25 protein-coding genes and 2 pseudogenes are annotated in these 23350 nt (G+C 72.1%); 10 read left to right on the top strand and 17 right to left on the bottom strand.

Features of this window, described 5'->3' with window-relative positions:
- Positions 1-110: 110 nt before the first annotated feature.
- On the top strand, positions 111-1598 hold the full coding sequence (locus ABZ919_RS16865) for a glutamate synthase subunit beta (protein ID WP_361248075.1): 1488 nt from the start codon (positions 111-113) through the stop codon (positions 1596-1598).
- Positions 1599-1824: 226 nt separating this feature from the next.
- Here the strand turns inward: ABZ919_RS16865 and ABZ919_RS16860 are convergent, their stop codons facing one another.
- Positions 1825-2343, bottom strand: coding sequence for a carboxymuconolactone decarboxylase family protein (locus tag ABZ919_RS16860; RefSeq protein ID WP_361248073.1), 519 nt, complete (start codon positions 2341-2343; stop codon positions 1825-1827).
- A gap of 46 nt (positions 2344-2389) precedes the next feature.
- Between ABZ919_RS16860 and ABZ919_RS16855 the strand changes: the two genes are divergently transcribed.
- Positions 2390-3835 (top strand): PLP-dependent aminotransferase family protein, encoded by a 1446-nt coding sequence (locus tag ABZ919_RS16855; protein ID WP_361248071.1) that lies wholly within the window; start codon positions 2390-2392, stop codon positions 3833-3835.
- 91 nt (positions 3836-3926) lie between these two features.
- Here ABZ919_RS16855 and ABZ919_RS16850 read toward each other — a convergent pair whose 3' ends face one another.
- The gene (locus tag ABZ919_RS16850; RefSeq protein WP_361248070.1) at positions 3927-4181 is read right to left on the bottom strand and encodes a DUF397 domain-containing protein; all 255 of its coding nucleotides are present in this window, start codon (positions 4179-4181) and stop codon (positions 3927-3929) included.
- Positions 4182-5042, bottom strand: a complete 861-nt coding sequence (locus ABZ919_RS16845) for a helix-turn-helix transcriptional regulator (RefSeq protein ID WP_361248068.1) — start codon at positions 5040-5042, stop codon at positions 4182-4184.
- Between the two features lie 235 nt (positions 5043-5277).
- On the opposite strand from ABZ919_RS16845, the gene ABZ919_RS16840 reads away from it, so the two are divergent.
- Positions 5278-6015, top strand: a complete 738-nt coding sequence (locus ABZ919_RS16840) for an ATP-binding protein (protein WP_361248066.1) — start codon at positions 5278-5280, stop codon at positions 6013-6015.
- 335 nt (positions 6016-6350) lie between these two features.
- A complete protein-coding gene (locus tag ABZ919_RS16835; protein ID WP_361248395.1) occupies positions 6351-6794 on the top strand; it encodes a hypothetical protein in 444 nt (147 codons plus the stop codon).
- Between the two features lie 280 nt (positions 6795-7074).
- Here the strand turns inward: ABZ919_RS16835 and ABZ919_RS16830 are convergent, their stop codons facing one another.
- The 4 genes from ABZ919_RS16830 to ABZ919_RS16815 all read right to left on the bottom strand — a co-directional run bounded on the left by ABZ919_RS16830 (position 7075) and on the right by ABZ919_RS16815 (position 10218).
- Complete coding sequence (locus ABZ919_RS16830) at positions 7075-7251, bottom strand: hypothetical protein (RefSeq protein ID WP_361248065.1); 177 nt, start codon at positions 7249-7251, stop codon at positions 7075-7077.
- Between the two features lie 152 nt (positions 7252-7403).
- The gene (locus ABZ919_RS16825) at positions 7404-8048 is read right to left on the bottom strand and encodes a DUF899 domain-containing protein (protein WP_361248063.1); all 645 of its coding nucleotides are present in this window, start codon (positions 8046-8048) and stop codon (positions 7404-7406) included.
- 193 nt (positions 8049-8241) lie between these two features.
- Positions 8242-9228 carry a hypothetical protein gene (locus tag ABZ919_RS16820; protein WP_361248061.1) on the bottom strand — a complete coding sequence of 329 codons (987 nt, stop codon included), beginning with the start codon at positions 9226-9228 and terminating at the stop codon, positions 8242-8244.
- Between the two features lie 231 nt (positions 9229-9459).
- On the bottom strand, positions 9460-10218 hold the full coding sequence (locus ABZ919_RS16815; RefSeq protein WP_361248059.1) for a nucleotidyltransferase domain-containing protein: 759 nt from the start codon (positions 10216-10218) through the stop codon (positions 9460-9462).
- A gap of 371 nt (positions 10219-10589) precedes the next feature.
- Between ABZ919_RS16815 and ABZ919_RS16810 the strand changes: the two genes are divergently transcribed.
- Both ABZ919_RS16810 and ABZ919_RS16805 read left to right on the top strand, forming a co-directional pair.
- On the top strand, positions 10590-11006 hold the full coding sequence (locus ABZ919_RS16810; protein WP_361248057.1) for a RidA family protein: 417 nt from the start codon (positions 10590-10592) through the stop codon (positions 11004-11006).
- Positions 11003-11458 carry a GNAT family N-acetyltransferase gene (locus ABZ919_RS16805; RefSeq protein WP_361248055.1) on the top strand — a complete coding sequence of 152 codons (456 nt, stop codon included), beginning with the start codon at positions 11003-11005 and terminating at the stop codon, positions 11456-11458. The genes ABZ919_RS16810 and ABZ919_RS16805 overlap by 4 nt, the downstream gene beginning before the upstream one ends.
- Here the strand turns inward: ABZ919_RS16805 and ABZ919_RS16800 are convergent.
- From ABZ919_RS16800 to ABZ919_RS16790, 3 genes and pseudogenes are all read right to left on the bottom strand, one after another.
- Positions 11440-11786 (bottom strand): annotated as a pseudogene (locus ABZ919_RS16800) (aspartate/glutamate racemase family protein); the annotation flags it as partial. The gene ABZ919_RS16805 and the pseudogene ABZ919_RS16800 overlap by 19 nt on opposite strands.
- Positions 11787-11802: 16 nt before the next feature.
- Entirely contained in the window at positions 11803-12498 is a 696-nt protein-coding gene (locus tag ABZ919_RS16795; protein ID WP_361248053.1) for a uracil-DNA glycosylase, read from the bottom strand.
- A gap of 161 nt (positions 12499-12659) precedes the next feature.
- Positions 12660-13742 carry a M20/M25/M40 family metallo-hydrolase gene (locus ABZ919_RS16790; protein WP_361248051.1) on the bottom strand — a complete coding sequence of 361 codons (1083 nt, stop codon included), beginning with the start codon at positions 13740-13742 and terminating at the stop codon, positions 12660-12662.
- Positions 13743-13971: 229 nt separating this feature from the next.
- Between ABZ919_RS16790 and ABZ919_RS16785 the strand changes: the two genes are divergently transcribed.
- Positions 13972-14802 (top strand): RNA-binding S4 domain-containing protein, encoded by an 831-nt coding sequence (locus tag ABZ919_RS16785; RefSeq protein WP_361248050.1) that lies wholly within the window; start codon positions 13972-13974, stop codon positions 14800-14802.
- 99 nt (positions 14803-14901) lie between these two features.
- Here the strand turns inward: ABZ919_RS16785 and ABZ919_RS16780 are convergent, their stop codons facing one another.
- From ABZ919_RS16780 to ABZ919_RS16770, 3 genes are all read right to left on the bottom strand, one after another.
- A complete protein-coding gene (locus tag ABZ919_RS16780) occupies positions 14902-15342 on the bottom strand; it encodes a DoxX family protein (protein ID WP_361248048.1) in 441 nt (146 codons plus the stop codon).
- Between the two features lie 104 nt (positions 15343-15446).
- Positions 15447-16142: a class I SAM-dependent methyltransferase gene (locus ABZ919_RS16775; protein WP_361248046.1), complete on the bottom strand. Its 696-nt coding sequence runs from the start codon at positions 16140-16142 to the stop codon at positions 15447-15449.
- Between the two features lie 72 nt (positions 16143-16214).
- Complete coding sequence (locus ABZ919_RS16770) at positions 16215-17126, bottom strand: acyltransferase domain-containing protein (protein WP_361248044.1); 912 nt, start codon at positions 17124-17126, stop codon at positions 16215-16217.
- Between the two features lie 86 nt (positions 17127-17212).
- Here ABZ919_RS16770 and ABZ919_RS16765 point away from each other — a divergent pair, with 86 nt between their 5' ends.
- Positions 17213-17509: a DUF6343 family protein gene (locus ABZ919_RS16765; protein WP_361248042.1), complete on the top strand. Its 297-nt coding sequence runs from the start codon at positions 17213-17215 to the stop codon at positions 17507-17509.
- A 113-nt stretch (positions 17510-17622) separates the two neighbouring features.
- On the opposite strand, the gene ABZ919_RS16760 is transcribed toward ABZ919_RS16765, so the two are convergent.
- Genes ABZ919_RS16760 through ABZ919_RS16750 form a run of 3 tightly spaced genes read right to left on the bottom strand, consistent with a single transcriptional unit; the run spans position 17623 to position 19648 of the window.
- Positions 17623-18003: a tetratricopeptide repeat protein gene (locus tag ABZ919_RS16760; protein WP_361248040.1), complete on the bottom strand. Its 381-nt coding sequence runs from the start codon at positions 18001-18003 to the stop codon at positions 17623-17625.
- Positions 18004-18052: 49 nt separating this feature from the next.
- Positions 18053-18664, bottom strand: coding sequence for a dephospho-CoA kinase (gene coaE, locus ABZ919_RS16755; RefSeq protein WP_361248038.1), 612 nt, complete (start codon positions 18662-18664; stop codon positions 18053-18055).
- Between the two features lie 45 nt (positions 18665-18709).
- Positions 18710-19648 (bottom strand): PAC2 family protein, encoded by a 939-nt coding sequence (locus ABZ919_RS16750; protein WP_361248036.1) that lies wholly within the window; start codon positions 19646-19648, stop codon positions 18710-18712.
- Between the two features lie 312 nt (positions 19649-19960).
- Here ABZ919_RS16750 and ABZ919_RS16745 point away from each other — a divergent pair.
- Positions 19961-20416: pseudogene (locus tag ABZ919_RS16745) on the top strand (hypothetical protein); the annotation flags it as partial.
- Positions 20417-20495: 79 nt separating this feature from the next.
- Here the strand turns inward: ABZ919_RS16745 and rpsA are convergent.
- A complete protein-coding gene (gene rpsA, locus ABZ919_RS16740; protein WP_067042841.1) occupies positions 20496-21986 on the bottom strand; it encodes a 30S ribosomal protein S1 in 1491 nt (496 codons plus the stop codon).
- A gap of 372 nt (positions 21987-22358) precedes the next feature.
- On the opposite strand from rpsA, the gene ABZ919_RS16735 reads away from it, so the two are divergent.
- Positions 22359-23195, top strand: coding sequence for a class I SAM-dependent methyltransferase (locus tag ABZ919_RS16735; RefSeq protein WP_361248393.1), 837 nt, complete (start codon positions 22359-22361; stop codon positions 23193-23195).
- Positions 23196-23350 lie beyond the last annotated feature (155 nt).

Raw genomic sequence — 23350 nt, 5'->3', positions numbered from 1 at the left:
GTATCGTGGCCGGAAGAGTGCCGAAGAACGCCGAAGGCTGCCGCCCGATGACGTACGGCCACGTCGTACACCCGGTACCCGCGCGGTACTCGTACGCGAGGAAGACGACCATGGCCGATCCCAAGGGGTTCATGACCACGCCGCGCCGGGAGTGGCCGCGGCGGCCCGTCGAGGAGCGGGTGCGGGACTGGGACGAGGTGTACGTCCCGGGAGCGCTGCTGCCCATCATCAGCAAGCAGGCCGACCGGTGCATGGACTGCGGCATCCCGTTCTGTCACGACGCCTGCCCGCTGGGCAATCTCATCCCGGAGTGGAACGACCTGGTCTCGCGGGAGGACTGGCGGGCGGCGAGCGACCGGCTGCACGCGACGAACAACTTCCCCGAGTTCACCGGCCGGTTGTGTCCGGCACCGTGTGAGGCGGGGTGCGTTCTGGCGATCAACCAGCCGGCCGTGACCATCAAGAACGTCGAGTGCGCGATCGCCGACCGCGCCTGGGAGGAGGGTTTCACCGAGGCGCGGCCGCCGGACCGGCTGTCCGGGAAGACGGTCGCCGTCATCGGCTCCGGACCCACCGGGCTCGCCGCGGCACAGCAGCTGACCCGGGCCGGGCACACGGTCGCCGTGTACGAGAAGGACGACCGGATCGGCGGGCTGATGCGGTACGGCATCCCCGCGTTCAAGATGGAGAAGCAGCATCTGGAGCGCCGGATCGAGCAGATGCGGGCCGAGGGGACGAAGTTCCGTACGTCGACGGTGGTCGGACGGGATGTCGGTGCGGTGGAGCTGCGCGGTAGGTACGACGCCGTCGTCATCGCCACGGGTGCCACGGCCTGGCGGGAACTTCCGGTGCCCGGCCGGGAGTTGGACGGGATACACCAGGCGATGGAATATCTGCCGCTGGCGAACCGGGTGTGCGAGGGGGATCTGGAGGTGTCACCGCTGTCCGCGGCCGGCAAGCACGTGGTGATCGTCGGCGGCGGGGACACCGGGGCGGACTGTCTGGGGACCGCGGTGCGCGAGGGGGCGGCGTCCGTGACCCAGCTGGACATCTACGCCCAGCCGGGCACCGAGCGGGAGGAGGACACCGAGCCTTGGCCGACGTACCCCAAGATCTACCGGCTGTCGGCGGCGCACGAGGAGGCGCGGGATCTGCGTACGGCACCGGCGGCGGACGCGGACGCGCGGCTGTTCGCGGCGTCCACGCTCCGCTTCACCGGGGACGGCGCCGGGCGGGTGCAGTCACTGCATCTGGTCGAGGTCGACCAGGCGCGGCGCCCGGTGCCGGACACCGGGCGGACGCTTCCCGTCGATCTCGTGTTGCTCGCCCTCGGGTTCTCCGGGCCGGACCAGGAGGACGGGCTGATCGGTCAGTTGGGGCTGGAGCTCGAACCGCGCGGCACACTCGCACGGGACGACGGCTTCGCGACCAACGTCCCCGGGGTGTTCGCCGCCGGGGACGCGGCGCGCGGGCAGTCGCTCATCGTCTGGGCGATCGCGGAGGGGCGGGCCGTGGCGGCGGCCGTGGACCGCTATCTGACCGGGAGTTCGCGGCTGCCGGCACCGGTCTCTCCGAGGGATCGCCCGATGAGGGTGTAGGTGGGGGCCGACGGGTTCATCGGCGGCCGTTCGTCGTCCCGGCCGGCGGCTTGCCGACGATTCGGCGCCTGTTCCGCTGCCCTGAAGCGTGGCCTGTTCCGCTGCCCTGCAGCGTGGCCTGTCCCGCTGCCCTGGAGGCGCGGGCCTCCCCCGCTGCCGCGAAGACGCGGCCTGTCCTGCTGTCCTGAAGGCATGAGGACACGGATCCGGGTCCTGCCGGCTCGGATCAGCCCTTCCTCTCGTCCGCGCCCGCCACCTTGCCCGTCGACAAGGCCACCCGGTTCCACGTGTTGATCGTGCAGATCAGGGCGATGACCTGGGCCAGTTCCTGGTCGTCGAAGTGGGCTGCGGCCTCGGCGTAGACGGTGTCGGGGACGCCCGCGTCGGCGACCAGGGTCAGCGCCTCGGTGAGCGCGAGGGCGGCCTGTTCCTTCGGGGTGAAGAAGTGCGGGGCCTCACGCCAGACGGCCACCATGTGCAGCCGGTCCTCGCTCTCGCCGGCCTTGCGGGCGTCGTTCGTGTGCATGTGCAGGCAGTAGGCACAGTGGTTGAGGTGCGAGGCGCGGATCTGGATCAGCTCGACCAGCGCCGGGTCCAGGCCCGAGCGGGCGGCGGCGTCGAAGCCGATGAGGGCGCGGAAGACCTTCGGGGCGGACCGGGCGAAGTCCAGTCGGGTGCGGGCGGCCTCGGCCTCGGTGAGCGCGCTGGTGAAGTCGGCTGCGATGGCTGTCGTGTGCGTCGTCATGGCTCCAACCTACGAGCCCGACAGACCGGCGGTAGGGTGCATTTCCATGACCGAATGGTGGGTCAATTCCGCGGAGCGGATCGGCGCCGATCTGTATCTGGAGCTGTCGGGTCCGGGCGGCCGGCGGGCGGCGCTGACCCGGGCGCTGCGGGAGGCGGTGCGCAGCGGCCGGCTGGCGCCCGGCACGCGCCTGCCGCCGTACCGGTCGCTCGCCGCCGATCTGGGCGTGGCCCGCAACACGGTGGCCGACGCCTACGCGGAACTGGTCGCCGAAGGGTGGCTGACCGCACGCCAGGGGTCGGGCACCCGGGTCGCCGACCGAGCGGACCACCGGGCGGACCACCGGGCGGACACGTTGCGACGCGCCGTACGAACGCCCGCGAAGGCACTCCTGCGCGCGCGTGCCCCGCGGCACGATCTTCGGCAGGGAAGACCGGACGCCTCGGCGTTCCCGCGGGCGGCGTGGTCGGCCTGTTATCGGCGGGCGCTCCAGGCGGCGCCGAGCGAGGCGTTCGGTCCGGGGGATCCTGCCGGACGCCGGGAGCTGCGGGAGGCGCTGGCCGAGTATCTGGCACGCGCGCGTGGCGTGCGCGCCGAACCGGACCGGATCGTCGTCTGCTCGGGCTTCGCGCACGCGCTGCGGCTGCTGTTCGGTCAGGGCGCGGGCGGGGTGCTGCGCGGCCCGCTCGGCCTGGAAGCGTACGGGCTCGGTTTCCACCGGGGGCTGCTCGGCACGGCCGGGGTCCGGACGGTGCCCCTGCCGCTGGACGAACACGGCGCGCGGGTGGACCTGCTCGGGCGGGAACGGGCCGTGCTGCTCACGCCGGCCCACCAGTTCCCGACCGGCGGCCCGCTGCACCCGGAGCGCCGGGCGGCGGTGATCGACTGGGCACGCGCGCGTGGGGCGGTCGTACTGGAGGACGACTACGACGGCGAGTTCCGGTACGACCGCAAGCCCGTCGGCGCGCTCCAGGGCCTCGATCCGGAGCGGGTGATCCACCTCGGCTCGGTCAGCAAGAGCCTGTCTCCGGCGCTGCGGCTGGGCTGGATGGTGCTGCCGGAGCGGTACGTAGAGCCCGTGCTCGCGGCGAAGGGCGAGCGGGAGGGCTGGGCGAGCGTCCCGGACCAGCTGGCTCTGGCGGAGTTCATCGTCTCCGGGTCGTACGACCGTCATGTGCGGCGCATGCGGCAGCGCTACCGGCGGCGGCGTGACCGGCTCGTCGCCGCGCTCGCCGAGCACGCGCCGCACGTCGAGGTGACCGGCATCGCGGCCGGGCTGCACGCGGTGCTGCGACTACCGCCGGGCACCGAGCAGTCCGCGTTGAAGGCTGCCGCGTGGCAGGGCGTCGCCGTCGACGGACTCGCCGCGTTCCGGCATCCGGAGGCGGAGACGACAGCCGGTGACGGACTGGTCGTGGGTTACGCGGCCGCCGCCGAACACGCCTACGGCGCGGCCTTGGAGGCGTTGTGCGCGGTGCTGCCTCCCGGGTGAGGAGCGGGGGTGCGGAGTCCGGGACCGGTCCACTGCCTGCGGGGCGGCAGCGCGCCGGCGAGGTTGAGCAAGAAGCAGCTCATGTGCGTGGTCAGGACAGCAGGAAGTCGGCCTCCCCCGCCTTGGCACCCTCGATGAACGCGGTCATCTCGGCGGCGGTGTAGATCAGCGCCGGCCCGTCCGGGTCGGTGGACTGGCGTACGGCGATCCGGCCGTCGGCGAGCTTCATCGCCTCCAGGCAGTTTCCGCCGTTGCCGCCGCTCCAGGGCTTGTGCCAGCCCTCGCTGCCCAACTCCCGCGCGGGCATGCCGTTGTAGACGCGTCCGCGCGGCTTGATGCGATCCATTCACAGCTCCTTGCGGAGATCCCGGAGGATCTCCTTCGTGCGTTGCGCCGTAGCGGCCTGCGCCGCCATGCGGTCCATGACCTCGAGGTGGGTCGCCACCTCGGCACGCCCGTCCAGGTAGACGGCGCCAGTCAGGTACTCGCTGTAGACCATGTCCGGCAGCTCCGGCATGGCGAATCGGAACAGCACGAAGGGTCCGTACGTCCCCGGGTGCGGCCCGCTCGCGAACGGGGCGACCTGGAGCGTCACATGGGGCAGCTTCGTGGCCTCGAGCAACTTGTCGATCTGCGCGCGCATCACCTCCGGGCCGCCGACCGGGCGGCGCAGCGCGGTCTCGTCCATCACCGCCCAGAAGCGGGGGGCATCGGGGCGGGCGAGCAGTTGCTGGCGTTGCATGCGCAGGGCGACGTGCCGCTCGGTGTCGTCCGGGCTGGTCTGGCCGATGGCACCGGACCTCAGCACAGCGCGGGCGTAGTCCTCGGTCTGGAGCAGGCCGGGCACGAAGTGCGGCTCGTAGGAGCGGATGAGAACGGCCGCACCCTCCAGGCTGACGTACATCGAGAACCAGCCGGGCAGGATGTCGTGGAACCGCTGCCACCAGCCGGGCCTGTTGGCCTCCTCGGCCAGCTGGACGAAGAGTTCGGCCTCCTCGTCGGGTACGCCGTAGGCCTTCAGCAGCAGTTGCAGATACGGGATCTTGAGGGCGACCTCGGCCATCTCCATGCGGCGGACGGTGGCGGGCGCGACACGCAGGACACGGGCGGCCTCCTCGCGCTTCAGTCCGGCGCGTTCCCGCAGGTCCAGCAGGCGCCGGCCGAGGACCACCTGGCCCACCGTCGGCGCGGACCGCGGTTCGCTCACGCTCTCACCTCCACCGAAAGCCACCACCGAACGGTTGACGGATGTTTCCCGACAGCCCTGCGGCGCCATCGAAGGTGCATTCGAAGATCGGGCCGGACCTCCGATGACCCCAATTGGCGCCGCTCGACGTGCTGTTGCGAGCAGTGTGCCACGGCCTCTCACCGCGTCATACAGCACTCTGCAATTTTCAGAGTGACACTTGCCAAGTGTTCACGGCGGGGAGATAGTGGCAAGCGTGATTCCGTCCGCGCCCTTAGGAACAGACGCCGCCGCAGACCGTCCGGGTCTCGGTGCCACCACGGGAGCATCCCTCGACGGGGCCGCTGCCGGGCGCCGGTTCCGCTTCGAGCTGGCTGCACATCCGGGTTCCGTCGCCCGGGCCAGACGCCTCGCGCACGCCAGGCTGACCGGCTGGTCGGTGTGTGCGGACACGTGCGACAGCGCGGCCCTGGTCATGTCCGAGCTGGTCACGAACGCCATCGTGCACACGGCGAGCACGCGTGTCGTGTGCGAGCTGCACGACCACGACGACACGGTGCGCATCGCCGTGCGCGACGAGGGCTGCGCCCCCGGCGAACCCCACCCGTCCCCGCAGCGGCCCGATGAGGAGCACGGGAGGGGATTGCTCCTCGTCGACGCGCTGTGCCGGTCGTGGGGAGTCCAGGAGCGCGGCCCCGGCCTGCTGGTCTGGGCCGAGCTGGACCGCCGGGGCCACGCGGCCGACGACATCCCCGCTCCGTGCAACGACCTCGGCTGGGGTGCCCGCCCCAAACCCGGCCGCCAGGACGACTCGGACTCGGACGAGGCGCCCAAGGGCCGGCACGGGTCCTCGGGGCAGCCCTCGCGCCCGGCACCGGAGCACCACCACCGCCCCGCGGCACCGGAGCCCCATCGGCACCGGCCCCTGGACCGGCCCCCGCACCAGCCCTCACACCGGGTCCCCGAGCAGCATCGCTCCGGGGAACGCCCGTGACCGGCGGTTACGACTCCGACCGGCAGGACGTCACCGGCTCCGACCCGAACGGTCCGGCCGCCCTCTCCGGCAGGCTCGAGGCCCCCGGCAGGCTCGGGGCCTTCGGCTGCCTCGAGAGCTCCGGTTCGGGCGAGAACAGCCCCGCCCGCACCGGCCCGCAGACCACCGGCGCCCCCGTCCGGCCCGCCATCGACCGGCACCACACCGGCAGCGCGCTCCGGCCCGGCACCCCCGACGCCGGCGAGCACGGCCTCGGCAGGGCGGAGCACCGCGGCCAGGGGCCTCGGCCGCACCGTCCGGTCGACAGCGAGGGGCAGCACCCCAGGGGACCCTTCGTGCCCGGCACCGCCGACGCCGTCGGCCAGGGCGCCGAGCGGCCCCTCGCACTGGACACCCTGGTGCGGCTGCAGCGTCTCAGGTCCGTCCCGGACGCACCCCGTCGGCTCACGATGCCGGACGGCATGACCGCACCGCTCGGCTGCGACGCCGTGGCCGTTCCCGACCGGCTCGGCCCCCTCGTCGTCCCCCGGCTGCCCCGGCTGGGCTGTGTGTACACCGACGGCTCCCGCTGGTGGTGGATCGTCCCGTCGGACTCCGACTACGCCCTGCCCTGGCCGTCACCGGCGCACTACGCCCCCGGCGCCCGGGTCACCGGCACCGCCCGGCTCATCCACCGCCCGGAGGGCACGGTCCCGTACACCCCGCCGATCCCGCTGTATCTGGCCCTGTGCCGGGTGACCGGGACGACCCCTGACTGGTCGCGGGCGGTCTCGGCGTAGGCGCTGCGTTCGCTTCGGTCGTGGGGCCGTGCCAGCGACCCGGTGTGCGGTTGCCGGCTGCGGGCCGTCCGTGGCGGGGCGCGCCCGGGCGGCGCAGCCGCCCAGAGACGAACTGGAGCACGGACGGCCGGAGGAGTCCCGCACAGCGGAGGGACCTTCGGCCGGGGCCGGAGACACTTGTGATGATCGTGGCGATGTGTACGCGCTCCGAGAGGAGCGGTTCAAGGCGTGGACACCGGCGGCGGAGCCGGCCCGAGCCGACCGGGGGGCGCCGGTCGTCTCACTCGGCGGCGTCGGGCCCGCGCACGATCACCAGGAAGGCGTCCGTCGCGAGGTCCATGACGACCTCGGCGGGCAGGCCTTCCAGCCGCCGCGCGTGAGCGAACTCCTCCGCGGGCCAGGATCCCCGCGGGCCACCAGCGGGAAAGCGTTCGAGCACGGTTCGCCCGTTCACCATCTCGCACCTCCAGAAGCGTCGTACTTGTAGGAGTTAACGCTTCGGAGAACGCAATCGCCTCGCTCGGTGACGGGACTGAGACATTACCTACACCCGTTCGGCGCGGACCGTGAGGATCCGTTCACTTTGTGACACGGATCGGAGGGTCCGTGTCAGTCCTCGTACTCGTCGTGAAGGCGTAACCGGTCGCTGCCGGAGGGGCTGCGGCCGAGTGCGGTGAGGTCGAGCAGACCGGCGAGGGTGCCGAGTCCGCCCAGCCCGTCGTCGTAGACCGAGTAGGTGTGGAAGACCCGGTCGTGGTCGCGCAGGAAGCAGCTGAGGCCCGGGCGCTCGACCAGGCCTCCGCCCTCCTCCACGGTCGCCTCGAGGTCGAGGTTGAAGTCGCACGGGGACGAGGAGTACCAGGGCACCACCCAGCCCATCCGCGCCTTGAACGGCAGGATGCGGGTGAACGGCGCCCGGGAGACGGCGGCGAGGGAGGTGTTGCGGGCGCGCAGGTGGGCGAGGTGGCCGAGCTGGTCCAGGAAGGCCGAGCAGCACGGGCACCCGGTCTCCCACTCCGGCGCGAAGCGGAAGTGGTGGACGACCAGTTGGGACCGGCCCTCGAAGAGGTCCAGCAGGGTGGCCTTGCCGTCGCCGCCCTCGAAGACGTACTCCGCGTCGACCTCGACCATGGGCAGCCGCCGCCGCTCGGCGCCGAGCGCCTCGCGCGCCCGTCCGACCGCCTCCTCCTTGCGCAGCAACTCCTCGCGCGCGGTGCGCCACTGCCCGCGCGAGACGATCTCCGGAAGCGACATGGACCCTCCTGTCCGACGGTCGTTCGGGGTGGTGACCGTCGCGGTGAGCGGAATTCATCGCCGCGCGCGAAGATTCTTTTTCCGGCACAGCAGCCGCCCCCCGACGATCACCGTGCGGACGCCGGAGGTTCGTGTCCACAGGAGCGGCGGGGCGGAACGGGCATACGCCCGGGCTCGCCCCGCCGGTCGACCGTCAGTGCCCGGGTTCGCAGCTCAGGCGGGCCAGCAGCAGATTCGGGTCCCGCTGGGTGAAGTACGCGGCGCTGTCGACGTAGAGCGTTCCGTCGTGCACGGCCACGGAGGTCGGGTTGGACAGCCCGTCCGCCTGTGTGAGGACAGTGGTGTGGGTACCGTCGGGGTGCACCTCGGCGACCTCGTTGTCGCCGATCAGGGCGGCGAAGGCGGTGTCGCCGTCCGGTGCGGCGAAGGTGAAGTCGTCGACGTGGTCGAGCCCGGTGGCACGGGTCTCGACCGGCCCCGCGGAGCCGTTCGGCCGTAGGGGAATGCGCAGCAGCGTCCCCCGGTCGCTGTTGGACACCCATACGGCACCGCCGTGGATCTTGACACCGTTGGCGCCGAAGCCCGCGCCGGTGACGGGGACCGGGGCGAGGGCGGTGTCCTCGGCCCAGACGGCCGGCGCGCCTCCGGTCTGCGGAACGCGCCACACGATCCCCTGCACCGAGTCGGCGGCGTAGAGCACTCCGTGGCGTTCGTCGAGGGCGAGGCCGTTGGGCAGCGCGGTCGCGGGCAGCTGAGCGATCTGCCGGGGCGCGCCGCCGTCGGGGGCGATGCGCCAGATGCCGGTCTTGCCGGTACCGGTGGCGTAGTCGACGTAGAGGGTGCCGTCGTGGGCGCGGGCGATGCCGAAGACCGTCGGGGCCTTCAGCACGGGGGTGCCGGCGTTCGGCTCGTCGGGCAGGGTCGCGCGGATGGTCGTGTGCCCGTCCCGGCTGACGTGGGCGACCTGCCGGGCCGAGGCGAAGGTCAGGTCGGCGGAGCCGTCCGGCTCGACCGTGAGGTTCTCCGGCGACTGTCCGGCCGCGAGGTCGAAGTGGGCCACTATGTGCGGCTGGGTCACGGCCGGTTCACCGGCGACCGCGGGCGACGCGGCGAGCACGACGGCGGCGACGACGGCCGCGGCGGCGCCGGTCGCGAGTCCGAGACGTGTGAGTCGGGACATGAACCTCTCCCTGGGCGGGGAACATGGGACCTCTGTCTTGGACGCAGGCATGCCACGCGGGGTTGACTCCGTCTCCAGGAGCAGAACTTGACGAGCCGTCATCTAAGGAAGGGCTCCGAACGCCCCCGAGGTGACTCTGAGCTCGTCGGCGCCCTCCGAGTGCCCGGCGGGCGGCGGGAGTTCGGCGGCGGCGAGGCCGTCGCTCATGAATCCGACCGTCCCGGCCGGGCTTCATGAGGGCGGTGCCCCCACGATCCGCTCCGCCTCGGCGACGGCACGGACCAGTGCCCCGGGCTCGGCCCGCAGCGCGCCCACCACCGTGTCGATGCCGCGCAGTCCGGCCCGTTCCAGCAGCCGCTTCTCGTTCGTCACCCACTCTCCGCGCGCCGCGAGCACGCCGTGGGCGGCCTGCGCGGCGGCCGTGGCGATGGCACCGGCGGTCTCGGTGAGGCGGCCGTGCGGGGCGTGGTAGTTCCTGGCGTGGTCGAGGGTGGCGCGGGCGGTGCCGTGCCAGCGTGCGGCGGCGGTGACGCGCAGCTTCGCGGGGTAGCCCGCGGGGCGCGGCAGGGTGCCCTCGAGCGCCTGGTTGACGGCGAGTTCGGCCACGACGAGGTAGCTGGGGATGCCCGCGAGGTGGAAGAGCAGCGGCTCCACCCGGAAGCGGCCCTCCTCGGCCTCGGCCAGCTCGTGTTCGACCACGTCCAGGTCCCGGTAGTGGACGTCGACCCGGCGGCCGTCGATGGTCAGCCAGGCGCCGCCGTTGAAGACACCACCGCCCCACCCGCCGATCTCGGAGACCTGGCCGGGCCAGCCGAGAGCGCGCAGGTCATCCGGGTCGAAGGCGCCGCGGTAGTAGACCGCCAGGTCCCAGTCGCTGTCGGGGCGGTGGGTGCCCTGGGCCCGGGAGCCGCCGAGGGCGACCGCCTCGACCGTGGGCAGCGAGGCGAGGCGCTCGGTGACGGTCCGGAGGAAAACAGCGTCGTCGGTCATGGTTCTCGCGGGAGCGTCCGCCGGGCGCGGCGCGGCAGACCGCAGGATCTACGCGCGCCCGCTCGCGCTCCCCCACCCCTCTCGTCACGGCTCGTTGTCAGTGGCGCGCGATATCAAGGAATCGTAACGCGGTGTGACGATGAGGGAGGCTGTCGTGACGATGCAGGACAGGGCACGGACACCAGTCATGGTCCGCGGACCGCTCGGCTGGCCTGCGGCGGCGAAAGGCGGCGGTGCGGATCGTGGCGAAGCCCCTCGACGTGCCGCCTGTGGCTGTCGACGTCCCGTCGCCGCGAGAATTCGGATGCGGAGAGGGCCGACGGGAGCCGACCATCGGGAGGTCGTCCACTGCCGTCGGAGGAGCAGACCTCATGATCCAGCGCGTGACCGCCCCCACCCTGTTCCCGCCGCCCACTTATGCGCACGCCTCGGTGGTGGAAGCGGGCACCGGGCTCGCCTTCCTCGCCGGGGCCGTGCCGCTCGACGGGAAGGGGGAGATCGTCGGCCCGGGCGACCCGGTACGGCAGGCCGAGCAGGTGATCGCCAACCTGGAGGTACAACTCCGGGCCGTCGGAAGCGACTTGGCGCATGTGCTCGCCACGGACGTGTACGTGGTGAGCGACGAGCCCTCCGTGCTGTCCGCGGTGTGGGAGGTCGTCGAGGCCTCCGGGTTGAGCGCGGGCCCGCACGCGTCCACGCTGCTCGGTGTCGCCTGCCTCGGTTACACCGGGCAGCTGGTGGAGATCACGGCCACGGCCGTGGTGCCGGAGCGCGAGGAGAACCGGTGACGGACGAGGTCGTGCTGCGCCGGGCCGTGCCCGCGGACGCCTGGGCCGCCGCCGATGTGTATCTGCGGTCGTTCGACGCCGCCCTGCCCACCGTCACCCGGGGGCACACCGACGACGAGGTGCGCGCGTACATCCGGGATGTCGTCGTGCCGTTCCATGAGACGTGGGTGGCGCAGGACCGGGACGGAGCGATCGTCGGACTGATGGTGCTGCAGGGCGAATTGCTGTCCCAGCTCTATCTGGACCCGAAGCGGCGGGGGTGCGGCATCGGCGCCCGGTTCGTCGCGCTGGCCAAGGAGCGCAGCCCGGGCGGGCTGAGCCTGTGGACCTTCCAGGTCAACAAGCCCGCCCACCGCTTCTACGAGCGACACGGCTTCACCGCCGTGGAGTTCACCGACGGCAGCGGCAACGAGGAGCGGGACCCGGATGTGCGCTATGTCTGGCGGCCCTGAGCCCCGCGGCCGGGTTCGCCCGACGGCCGGCCCCACAGACGGGCCTCGGGCAGCGGCCTGCCGTAGCCGCCCGCCCGGCTGGTGGCCGGCCCCAGGGTGACCGGGGACTCCGCGAGCTTCACCGCCGCCCGGACCCCGTCGACCACCGGCAGCCCGAGCTTCCCCCACCGCCCGCTGCAGTCCCGTCCACCGGCAGCCCCGGCTTCTCACTCACCGCCCGCTGCAGTCCCGTCATCCCGGCGCAGCCCACGACCAGGACCTCGGTACCGGCTTCCCGGGCCCGCTCGGCCGCCGTCAGGAAGGCGGCCTCGGTGCGGCCCGGGCAGCTTCCGGCCGGGATCCGGCTACGGCGCCCCGGCCGCGTCCGCCGCCCTGTGCAGCACCTCGCGGAGCATCTCCGCGGTGAGCCGGCCGGTGAAGGTGTTGCGCTGGCTGACGTGGAAGCAGCCGAAGAGGTCCAGGCCGTCCAGCGCGACCCGGGTGCCGTGCCCGAAGGCCGGGCGGGGCCGGGGCACCGCCCAGCCCGCCTCGCTGAACGCGGGCAGTGCGGCCTGCCAGCCGAAGGCGCCCAGCACGACCGCGGCCTTCAGCGTGGGGCGCAGCAGCCTCAGCTCCTGGACCAGCCAGGGCCGGCAGGTGTCGCGCTCGCCAGGGGTCGGCTTGTTGGCGGGCGGCGCACAGTGCACGGGGGCGGTGACCCTGACGCCGTACAGCTCCAGCCCGTCGTCGGCGCTGACGGAGGTGGGCTGAGACGCGAGTCCCACGTCGTACAGCGCCTGGTAGAGCACGTCTCCGGAGCGGTCGCCGGTGAACATCCGGCCGGTGCGGTTGCCGCCGTGCGCCGCGGGGGCCAGCCCGATGATCAGCAGCCGGGCGTCGGCGGGGCCGAAGCCGGGAACCGGCCGCCCCCAGTAGGTCCAGTCGGCGAACGCGGCCCGTTTGGTACGGGCCACCTCCTCGCGCCACTCGACCAGCCGTGGACACGCCCGGCAGTCCGCGACACGCCGGTCGAGCCGGGCCAGGGCGCTGCTGCAGTCCATACGGCCACCGTATGCCCGGTCCGGCCCGGGAAACGCCTCGCGAGCAGGAGGACTACCGACCTCACCGTCACCGTGACGTCCGTCCTGGCCGGCCGCCGTCAGGCCCCGGGCGGACCCCCAGCTCCGGCCCGGCGGTTCCCCGCCGGCCGCGGCCGCCTCGGTCATCCGTCCGCCCTCTCCCGGACACCTGCCCCACCACAGGCATCGGCCCCGTCACGGACGACCGTCCCGCCACGGACCTCGGCCCCGTAGTGCGCGTACTTCTCGGTGAACGCACACATCGCCACCACCGTGTTGCGCAGTTCCGACAACAGCACACGCTCGTTCGGGGCGTGCAGAGCGCACATCTTGTCCTGGGCGCCGAAGATCAGCACCTCCGCGTCCGGTACGGCCCGGGCCAGCCCGTTGACCAGCGGAATCGAGCCACCGGTCGCGATGCACGACGGCTCGGTGCCACCTGCCTGCGCGAGCGCGTCCAGCGCCGCGCGGTAGGCGGGACCGCCGGTGGCTGCCTCGTAGCCGGGGCCGGCATCGCCGGGTGTGACGGTGAGCGGAACACCGAAGGGCCGCAGCGAGCTCAGATGCTCGACCACCGCCGACTGCGCCTCGTGGGGGTCCTGCTGGGGGTGGAAACGCACGTTCAGCTTGGCGCGGGCGTACGGGACGACGGCGGAGGCGGCGTGGTCGACGCTCGGTGCGTCCAGCCCGATGACCGTGATCGCCGGGCCGCTCCACAACCGCTCCCCCATGGTGCCGCTGCCCATGAGCGGCACGCCCTCCCGCACCCCCGCCAGCTCCCGGAACTCCGCCTCGGTGTAGGAGGCGCCCGCCCACTCGTCCCTTCTGAGCCCCGCTACGGCGACGTCGCCACGCACGTCGTGCAACGTCGACAGCGCCTTGAGCAGCACCAGCAGCGCGTCGGGCGCGGCGCCGCCGAACTCCCCGCTGTGCAGGGCCTGTTCCAGGGTCCGGACCTCGACCGTCACCTCGGCGGCGCCCCGCAGTCCGGTCGTCAGGGAGGGGGTGCCGGGCCGCAGGTTGCCGCAGTCGGCGATGACCATGGCGTCGCACGCGAAACGCTCCGGTTCGGCCGGCGGATACTCCACGAAGGGGCTGCCGTACTCCTCCTGCCCCTCGAACACGATCTTCACCCCGACCGGCGGCCGCCCCTCTGACTGCCGTGTCCACGCCGCCTCCTGCCCGGGGCCCGTCCTCGCCGCCTCGCTGCCGCCTTCGGGTTCCACGGATCGCCGCGCTCAGACCGGTGCCGGGGGCCGATCCGCCGTCGCCCCGGGCCCGGCGCCGGACGCGATGCCGAACACCCAGGTGGTGCGGAGGTACGGCGCATCCGGGGCGCGCGGGCAGGGTGCGGCCGGTCCTCATCGGCGCCCGGGCTCCTCGGCGTCGGTCGGGCACGGCAACCCGGGAAAATCGCCCCCGGGGCACCCGGCCGGGAGGGTTAAGGTCGAGGACATGGCTTGCGAGGATGCGGACGAGAGTGTGAACCGCGAGACCGGCGGACCGGACGGCACCGGCCCCGCCCCGGACACCCAGGTCGCCGAGGGCTCCCAGGACGCACAGGACTCCCAGCAGACCCAGGTCGCCCACGGCTCCGGAGCCTCCGCCGGCCAGCCCCTCGAGCCGAAGGTCGCCGCCGCGGTGGCCGCCGCCGAGGCCGCGGGGCCGGCCAAGGGTGAGACGGTCCGGATCGACAGCTGGATCTGGGCCGTGCGGCTGATCAAGACGCGTTCCCTCGGTGCCGCCGCCTGCCGCGGAGGCCACGTCCATGTCAACGGCGAGCGGGTGAAGCCCGCCTACTCCGTGCGCGTCGGCGACGAGGTGCGTGTGCGGGTCGAGGGCCGGGAACGGACCGTGATCGTCAAGCGCCTGATCCGCAAGCGGGTCGGCGCCCCGGTGGCCGCCCAGTGCTACATCGACAACTCGCCTCCGCCCCCGCCCCGCGAGGCCGTCGCCCCGGCCGGCATGCGCGACCGAGGTGCCGGCCGCCCGACCAAACGGGACCGCCGCGAGATGGAACGCCTCCGCGGCTTGGCAGGCCCGGGGCTTCCGGGTGGTCTCGGCGCCCTCAACGGCCCCGGAGACGGTTTCGCCGGACCAGTCGGGACCGGCGGGACCGGTGGGACCGGTGGGACCGGTGGGACCGGTGGTCCTGGAGGAGCCATGGGCCGGAGCACATCCGGGTCCGGGTCCGGCAAGCGCGGCGAACGCGGTGGCACCGGCGCGTCCGGCAAGCGTGGCGGCACCGGATCCGGCGGGACCGGTGGGCGACCCCGGGGACGGTGACCGGAAGTCCGGGCGCGAGCCGCCACTTCGACCCGGACGCCCGCGCCGGGCGACGGGGCCCCCGCGCCCGGCCGCCGGCGTCGGCGCCACGCGACCGGGTCACGACCGCCGCACCAGCCGCAGCAGCTCCGCGTTGTGCCCTCGCCGGGCCCAGGCGATCAGGGCGAGCGGCACCATGAGGATCAGCGGCGTCGCCGCGTTCTGCCCGTCGAAGACCGTGAGCTGGACGATGAACGCGCCCACCATCAGCGCGCTGAGCGCGATCGCCGCCACGGACTGCAGCACAGGGACCAACAGGGCGACGGCTCCGGCGAGTTCGAGCGCACCTATGGTGTACATGGCCCCGCTGCCCCAGCCGATCCTGTCGAAGGACTCGACGGCCGAGGGGTGCGCGATGAGCTTGGGCAGCGCGCTCGCGATGCCGTAGAACAGCGCGAGCAGCACCTGCACGCTCCGCAGCGCGACCCGGGCCGCCCGCCTCCGGCCGCCGGCGGAGCCGGCCGCGGCGACGGAAGCGGCGGGAGCGGTGGTCTCGGACATGAGGATCTCCTGGGGGAAGCGATACCGATTGCTTTCACCGAGGAAGACCCGACGCGGTCCGAAAACTCATCGCTCCTCGGCCGCCGGGCGCGACCGAGCGCCGGCTATGCCACGGACACCGCCCGCACCCATGTCCGGTCGGGCGTCAGGTACGCGTCCACCTCCAGTCCCGACTCCTTTAGGGCCGACTCGAACTGCTCCTCGGTCAGCGGGCGGGCCAGGAATGTCTGGGTCCACCGGGCGTCCTGGAAGTCGTACTCGACGTGGACCGAGTTGGCTCCGTTCCCCATCGGCTCCGACGACACGATCCGCACGGTGAAGCCCCTCGGATCGGCCCGTTCCCTGGGCACGTCGGTGTGGTAGTCCTCGCCCTCCCGCTGGATGAGCACGCATCCGCCCTTCGCCACATACCGGGCGCAGGTGCGCAGCATCCCTCTGCGGACCTCCTCGTCGCCCGCGTGCACCAGGAACGACGCGAGCATCACCACGTCGAACTTCTCCCCGCCCAGGTCCAGGTCCTCGATGGGGCTGCATATCGTGCGCGCCCCGCGGACCCGGCTCAGCATGTCGGCGGACTCGTCCACCGCCGTCACCGCGAAGCCCCGCTCCAGCAGGGGGTGGGTCATCCGGCCCACTCCGCTGCCCAGTTCCAGGATGTGCGCCCCGGCCGGCACCGCCGCGGCGACGATGTCCGGCTCGCCGCCCACCGGCAGCCGCCCGTACAGCTCCACCGCGCAGCCGTCCGGGGTGATCGCACCGGGTCCCGTGCCCTCGTATCCCTCGCGCATTTCGACCGTCATGCCCGAACAACGGCCGACTGCCGCACGGCCGTTCCCATTCAACCGTGGTTCACCCGTTCGAGTTATTCCACGCTATTCGGCCGGGAACGGGAACCATCCGTGGCCTATGTACCAGTGGCCGCCGGCCCGCAGATGGTCCCCCACCGCCCGCTCCACGGACGTGCGCCGGGGCAGCTGTGCGACCGGCAGGCCGGGGTCGCCGAAGACGAACTGGACGGGTTCGGTGTCGGCCGGCTCGGTGTCCTCGCGGGCGGTGCGGAAGCGGTCCTGGAAGCGGACGATGTTGGAGTCGGCCGGCAGGTACCGCCTCAACTGGGGGTCGAGCAGCCAGGAATGGCACAGAGCTGCCGCCGGCCGCTCCTCGGGGAAGTGCCGGGCGAAGAACTCGCGGGCCCACGCGAGGGAGCGGTCGCAGGCGGCCGGGGTGAGCGGGCCGTGGAAGTCGGGGATGTGCAGGTTCAGACAGGGGGTGCCGGGGGCCGCGTCCAGTCCGGCCGCCGTGAGCGCCAGTGCCGAGCGCTCTCCGAGCCGCGCCCGCTCGAACTGGAGCCGGCCCAGCTGGAACAGCTCACCACGGAAGTGGCGGACGAGCCAGCGCCGCGCATGCACGCCGGTCGAGCCGTACCGTCTGCGGTGGACCGCCATGTGCCGGCCCAGGTCGGCCAGGGTGCGCCGGGTGACCTCGGCCGGGATGCCGCGTGCGCGGTGCCGGGCCAGGGTGCGCGGGACCGCGGCGGCAAAGACGTACACCGCGAAGGTGCCGCTCAAATCGGCCGGCACCGCGTCGAAGAGTTCGGCGAGGTCGGGTGGGTGGCCGGTCCCCTCCGGCCCGCGGAACAGTTCCTCGACGCACTCCCGCAGGAGCCCGAGCGTGCCGGGGTCGTCGGTCACCCTGCGCCGCCGGGCCACCAGTTCGTTGACGTCCTCGTGCGGCACGGCCAGGTCGAGGAGCAGTTCGGGCAGGTCGTCGGTGTCCGGCAGCAAGAGATCCCCCTTCGACGAGCGGCGCACGGCAGCCGTTGGTGGACGTCGTCATCGAAGAGTACGTTGCAAGGAGGAGTGGTGATCCGATGCGTACGGGCAGTGAACCGGCGACCGCGCGCAGTGCTCTGCGAGCGCGGTTCTGGCTGTGCGTGTGGGGACTGGTGTGGGCGGCCTTCGGCACGGTGGCGTTCGCGCTGGTCGGGCGCCCGGGCTGGGCGGCGGCCTGCGGGGTGCTGTGGCTGGTGGTCACCGCCGACATGACCATGGTCCTCCGGCACATCCGGCAGGGGCCGCACTACCAGCCGGGCCGTGACGTACCGCCGTACCGGCCGTCGGACGACGGGCCGCCGTTCCCGCGTCCACCGAAGCACCGGCATCCTTGACCGGACCGGCCCCACCCGCACCGGACCGGCCATGGGCGCCCGCGGCCGGCCGCTCCCCGAGGCGCAACCACGGTCGAAGTGGAGGCTCGGTGGCACGCGTGGGCACCCGCCGCTCAGTCGTCGAAGCGTGCCGCCTTCAGATAGCTCGGGTTGGGGTCCAGCGCCGCTGCGAGGCGGAAGTGGCGTTTGGCCTGGTCGGGGCGGCCCTGACGTTCGTAGGTGCGGGCCAGTGCGAAGTGCGCGAACGCGTTGTCCGGCTCACGCTCCAGCACGATCGTGAACTCGAGCTCTGCGGGCCGCAGTTGCGCCGCGGCGAAGAACGCACGAGCGCGGAGCAGCCGGGCCGCGGTGTTCTCCGGGTGTGCGGCGATGACTGCGTCGAGCAGCTTCACCGCGCCCCGCGGGTCCCGTGAGTTGAGCAGCTGCTCGGCTGCACGGAAGTCGATGACATGCGTTTCCGGAGTACGTCCGGCGGAACCGCTGGTCTCGGGCACGGCAGAGTCCTTCCCTCGCTCCGGCCTTTCAACGCCTCCGGAGGGGGCGCTATTCCGCGGAACCCTCATGCGCCCGCCGCACGAGGCTCTCCCACACCTCGGCGACGCGCTTGCGCAGTGCGTCCAGGGGCACGTCGTTGTCGATCACAATGTCGGCGATGCGTCTGCGCTGCTCGCGGGTGGCCTGCGCGGCCATACGCGCGCGTGCGTCCTCCGCGGTCATCCCGCGCAGCCGGACCAGCCGGTCGAGCTGGGTCTCGGGGTCCGCGTCCACGACGATCACGAGGTCGTAGAGCGGCGCCAGGCCGTTCTCGGTGAGGAGGGGCACGTCGTGGACCACGACGGCGTCGGGGGCCGCCGCCTCCTCCAGCTCACGGGAGCGGGCGCCCACCAGGGGGTGCACGATCGAGTTGAGGACGGCCAGCTTCTCCGGGTCGGCGAAGACGATCGAGCCGAGCCTGGGCCGGTCCAGGCTGCCGTCCGCCGTGAGCACGTCCGCGCCGAAGGCCTCGACGACGGCGGTGAGACCGGGGGTGCCGGGCGCCACGACCTCTCGCGCGATGCGGTCGGCGTCGATCAGCACGGCTCCGTGCTCCACGAGCAGCCGGGACACCTCGCTCTTGCCGGCGCCGATCCCACCGGTCAGGCCCACTTTCAGCATGCCCCGAAGCTTAGGCCCTGCCACTGACAGCGGGACCGGCGGAGGTCAGACGTCGCCCTCACGCTCCGCAAGGAACCGCTCGAACTCGCGCCCGATCTCGTCGGCCGACGGAATGTCCACCGGCTCGGCGAGCATGTTGCCCCGGGTCTCGGCGCCCGCGGCGGCGTCGTACTGGTGCTCCAGGCCCTGGACGAGCGCGGTGAGTTCCTCGTCGCCCTCCTGGATCTGCCGGTCGATCTCGGTCTGCGTGCGGTGCGCGTCCGTGCGGAGCGAGTGGGCGACCGCCGGAAGCACCAGTCCGGTGGCGGCCGTGATGGCCTCCAGGACGGTGAGGGCGGCGTCCGGGTACGCGGAGCGGGCGATGTAGTGCGGGACGTGGGCGGCGACACCGAGAACGTCGTGCCCGGCCTCCATCAGGCGGTACTCCACCAGCGCCTCGGCGCTGCCGGGCACCTGGGCCTCGTCGAAGGGGCTGCGGTGGCCCGGGACGAGGTCGCTCCGGTTGCCGTGGGGGGTGAGACCCACCGGGCGGGTGTGCGGGACGCCCATGGGGATGCCGTGGAAGTTGACGGACAGGCGCACGCCGAGCCGCTCCACGATCTGCCGTACGGCCGCCGCGAACCGCTCCCACTCCACGTCCGGCTCGGGACCGGACAGCAGCAGGAACGGTGCGCCGGTGGTGTCCTGGACGAGGCGGATCTCGATGGCCGGGACCTCGTAGTCGGTCCAGCGGTCCCGCTTGAAGGTCAGCAGGGGCCGACGGGCGCGGTAGTCCACGAGCCGGTCGTGGTCGAACCGGGCGACGAGCTGGTGGGGCAGTGAGTCGAGCAGCCGGTCGACGATCTGGTCGCCGGTCTCACCCGCGTCGATGTATCCGTCGAAGTGGTAGAGCATGACAAGGCCCGCCGACTCCTGGGCGAGCGCCATGTCGACGACGGCGAGGCCCTTCGGCTCCCATGCGTACAAACCCTGCGGATCAAGCACTGTGACCGCTCCTCCTCGTGTTCGTCGGTGACAACGCGCCTTGGTGCGTGGGCATTCCCGCATCAGGCCGCTGATCGGGCATCTCTCCTCCGGCATCTTGACGCCCCGTCAACTGGTCCGTACCTCCACGGACGGGGTGTTCATGAACGAATCTGTCATTCAGGTACGCGATCGATGTGACTGTGTCCGTACGACAGGAAGGCCCCCCATGCGCACACGCCCGCGGCTCACCTCCCCCTCCTCCCCCCCTCCCCCCCCACGCCAGCCGTCACCGGCGGCGTCCTCCTCGCCGTCCCGGGTCCGGTCTCGGCCGTCACCGGTTCCCCCGAGGCCGCACTGGCCGCCGACGGCGGGCACAGGCTGCATCTGAACGGAGCCTCCTACGGGACGATCAGCCGGCTGACCGTCACCGGCGGCCAGAAGGGCATCGTGATCGACTCGGCCAAGGGCGTGCTCGAGCAGCGGCCTGACCGGGGCCAACTACGACGACTCCTGGGTCGGCGAAGGGCGACGACGTCATCGTCCAGGACAACACCGGCAGGAACACCAGCAACGACGACGGCTACCAGACCCGCACCCAGCAGCCGGGCTGGGGCTGCGGCACGGTCTCCAAAGGCAACAAGTCGACATTGACGGGCGCGGGCGGCCCGACCCAGCCGGCCATCGACGTCACCAACCAGAGCGCGAACTGCATGCAGGACGACCGCGTACGGCAGCAACACGGTGACAGGCGGCAAGGGCCTGACGGACATCCCGGTGACTGCCTGAGGGAGAAAAACCCTGAGGGGCCGCACCTCGAAAGGTGCGGCCCCTCAGTCGGCTATCGGTCAAGCCTCAGCGGCAGCGCTCAGCTCTGGCCGCCGGCCAGCTTCTCACGCAGCGCGGCGAGCGCCTCGTCCGAGGCCAGGGCACCGGAGGTGTCCGCGCCCTCGGAGGAGTACGAGCCGCCGGTCGCGGCCGGAGCCGCAGCCTCGCCGCCCTCGGCCGCGGCAGCGGCGTCGGCCTCGCGGGACTTGATGACCTGCTGCTGGTGCTGCTCGAAGCGCTGCTGCGCCTCGGCGTACTGGCGCTCCCACTCCTCGCGCTGCTTCTCGTAGCCCTCGAGCCAGTCGTTGGTCTCGGGGTCGAAGCCCTCGGGGTAGATGTAGTTGCCCTGGTCGTCGTAGGACGCGGCCATGCCGTACAGGGTCGGGTCGAACTCGACCGAGGCCGGGTCGGCACCGAAGGACTCGTTGGCCTGCTTCAGCGAGAGGCTGATGCGGCGACGCTCGAGGTCGATGTCGATGACCTTGACGAAGATCTCGTCGTTGACCTGGACGACCTGCTCCGGGATCTCCACGTGGCGCTCGGCCAGCTCGGAGATGTGGACCAGACCCTCGATGCCCTCGTCCACACGGACGAACGCACCGAACGGCACCAGCTTCGTGACCTTACCGGGCACGACCTGGCCGATCTGGTGGGTGCGGGCGAACTGCTGCCACGGGTCTTCCTGGGTCGCCTTCAGCGACAGGGAGACGCGCTCGCGGTCCATGTCGACGTCGAGGACCTCGACGGTGACCTCCTGGCCGACCTCGACGACCTCGGAGGGGTGGTCGATGTGCTTCCAGGACAGCTCGGAGACGTGGACCAGACCGTCGACGCCACCCAGGTCCACGAAGGCACCGAAGTTGACGATCGAGGAGACCACACCGGAGCGGACCTGACCCTTCTGCAGGGTCGTGAGGAACGTCTGGCGGACCTCGGACTGGGTCTGCTCCAGCCAGGCGCGGCGGGACAGGACCACGTTGTTGCGGTTCTTGTCCAGCTCGATGATCTTGGCCTCGAGCTCCTTGCCGACGTACGGCTGGAGGTCGCGGACGCGGCGCATCTCGACCAGGGAGGCCGGAAGGAAGCCACGGAGGCCGATGTCGAGGATGAGACCACCCTTGACGACCTCGATGACGGTACCGGTGACGATTCCGTCTTCTTCCTTGATCTTCTCGATGGTGCCCCAGGCACGCTCGTACTGGGCGCGCTTCTTCGAGAGGATCAGGCGGCCTTCCTTGTCCTCCTTCTGGAGGACCAGGGCCTCGATCTCGTCGCCGACGGCGACGACCTCGTTCGGGTCGACGTCGTGCTTGATCGAGAGCTCGCGGCTCGGGATGACACCTTCGGTCTTGTAACCGATGTCGAGCAGGACCTCGTCCCGGTCGACCTTCACGATGACGCCGTCGACGATGTCGCCGTCGTTGAAGTACTTGATCGTCTCGTCGATCGCTGCGAGGAAGGCTTCCTCGTTACCGATGTCGTTGACCGCTACCTGCGGGGTGGTGGCGGTGGTCTCGGTGCTGCTCGTCATGTGGGAAAGGGCTCCGGTACGGACATTGAAGTCGTAGGTACTGCTTACGCCGGGAGCCCGTTTCGCTCTGCAGAAGCCGGACAGCCAAGGAAGCGCCACCTTATGGACACCGGGTGCCCGGTGGCGCCTCGACAACCGAGGGGACATACAACAGATGCGAGCGCAGCCTGCTACGTCTGAGGTGCGCAGGCCCGCAGCGCAACTTGTAGCATACGGGGGCAGCCGGACAGGGTCAATGCGCGAAGGCGCACACCCGGGGCGGATCGCCCCATAACCGGCAGAAGAAACGTCCTTTCAGGCCACGCAGGCCCAGGGGGCCGCCTCCGTGAGGACCCCCGGCGGGTTGGACGGAAGAGTACGACGAGGGAGCCGATCATCCAAGAGCCGGAAGCGCACGAGCCCGAAGGACCCGAGACGGACGAGCCCGAGGCCACAAGGCGTGACGCCGGTGTCGCGGAGAGCACGCGGGCCAATCGGGGCTGGTGGGACCGCAACGCGGACGAGTACCAGGTGGAGCACGGCACGTTCCTCGGCGACGACCGCTTCGTGTGGGGTCCCGAGGGCCTGGACGAGGTGGAGGCCGAGCTGCTCGGCCCGCCGCAGGAGCTGAAGGGCAAGGACGTCCTGGAGATCGGCGCGGGCGCGGCGCAGTGCGCGCGCTGGCTGGCCGCCCAGGGCGCCCGCCCGGTGGCCCTGGATCTCTCGCACCGCCAGCTCCAGCACGCCCTGCGGATCGGCGGATCGTTTCCCCTCGTCTGTGCGGACGCCGGCGCGCTGCCCTTCGCGGACGCCTCCTTCGACCTGGCCTGCTCGGCGTACGGGGCGCTGCCGTTCGTCGCCGATCCGCGGCTGGTGCTGCGGGAGGTGCGGCGGGTGCTGCGGCCGGGCGGCCGGTTCGTCTTCTCCGTGACCCACCCGATCCGCTGGGCGTTCCCGGACGAGCCGGGCCCCGAGGGGCTGTCGGTGTCCTCCTCCTACTTCGACCGCACGCCGTACGTGGAGCAGGACGAGGAGGGCCGCGCGGTCTACGTCGAGCACCACAGGACGCTCGGCGACCGGGTCCGCGACATCGTGGTCTCCGGCTTCCGGCTGGCGGACCTGGTGGAGCCGGAGTGGCCGGCGTGGAACACCTCGGAGTGGGGCGGGTGGTCGCCCCTGCGCGGGAACCTGGTCCCGGGGACGGCGATCTTCGTCTGCGAGCGGGACTGAGCATGCGAGCGTAGCGGGGTTGTCCACAGGCCCCGCGGGCGCTGCCGGGGACGTACGACACTAGGGCCTGTGTGATGTTGTGATCAGCCAGTTTCCTTCAGGAGGTCGTTGATCCAGATCATCGAGGCACGGAGGTGGAGGCCGGCGAGGTAGCT

This window comes from Streptomyces sp. NPDC046759 (genome assembly GCF_040645475.1).
GTDB lineage: Bacteria > Actinomycetota > Actinomycetes > Streptomycetales > Streptomycetaceae > Streptomyces.
This window is presented reverse-complemented; position numbering and strand designations above follow the sequence as displayed.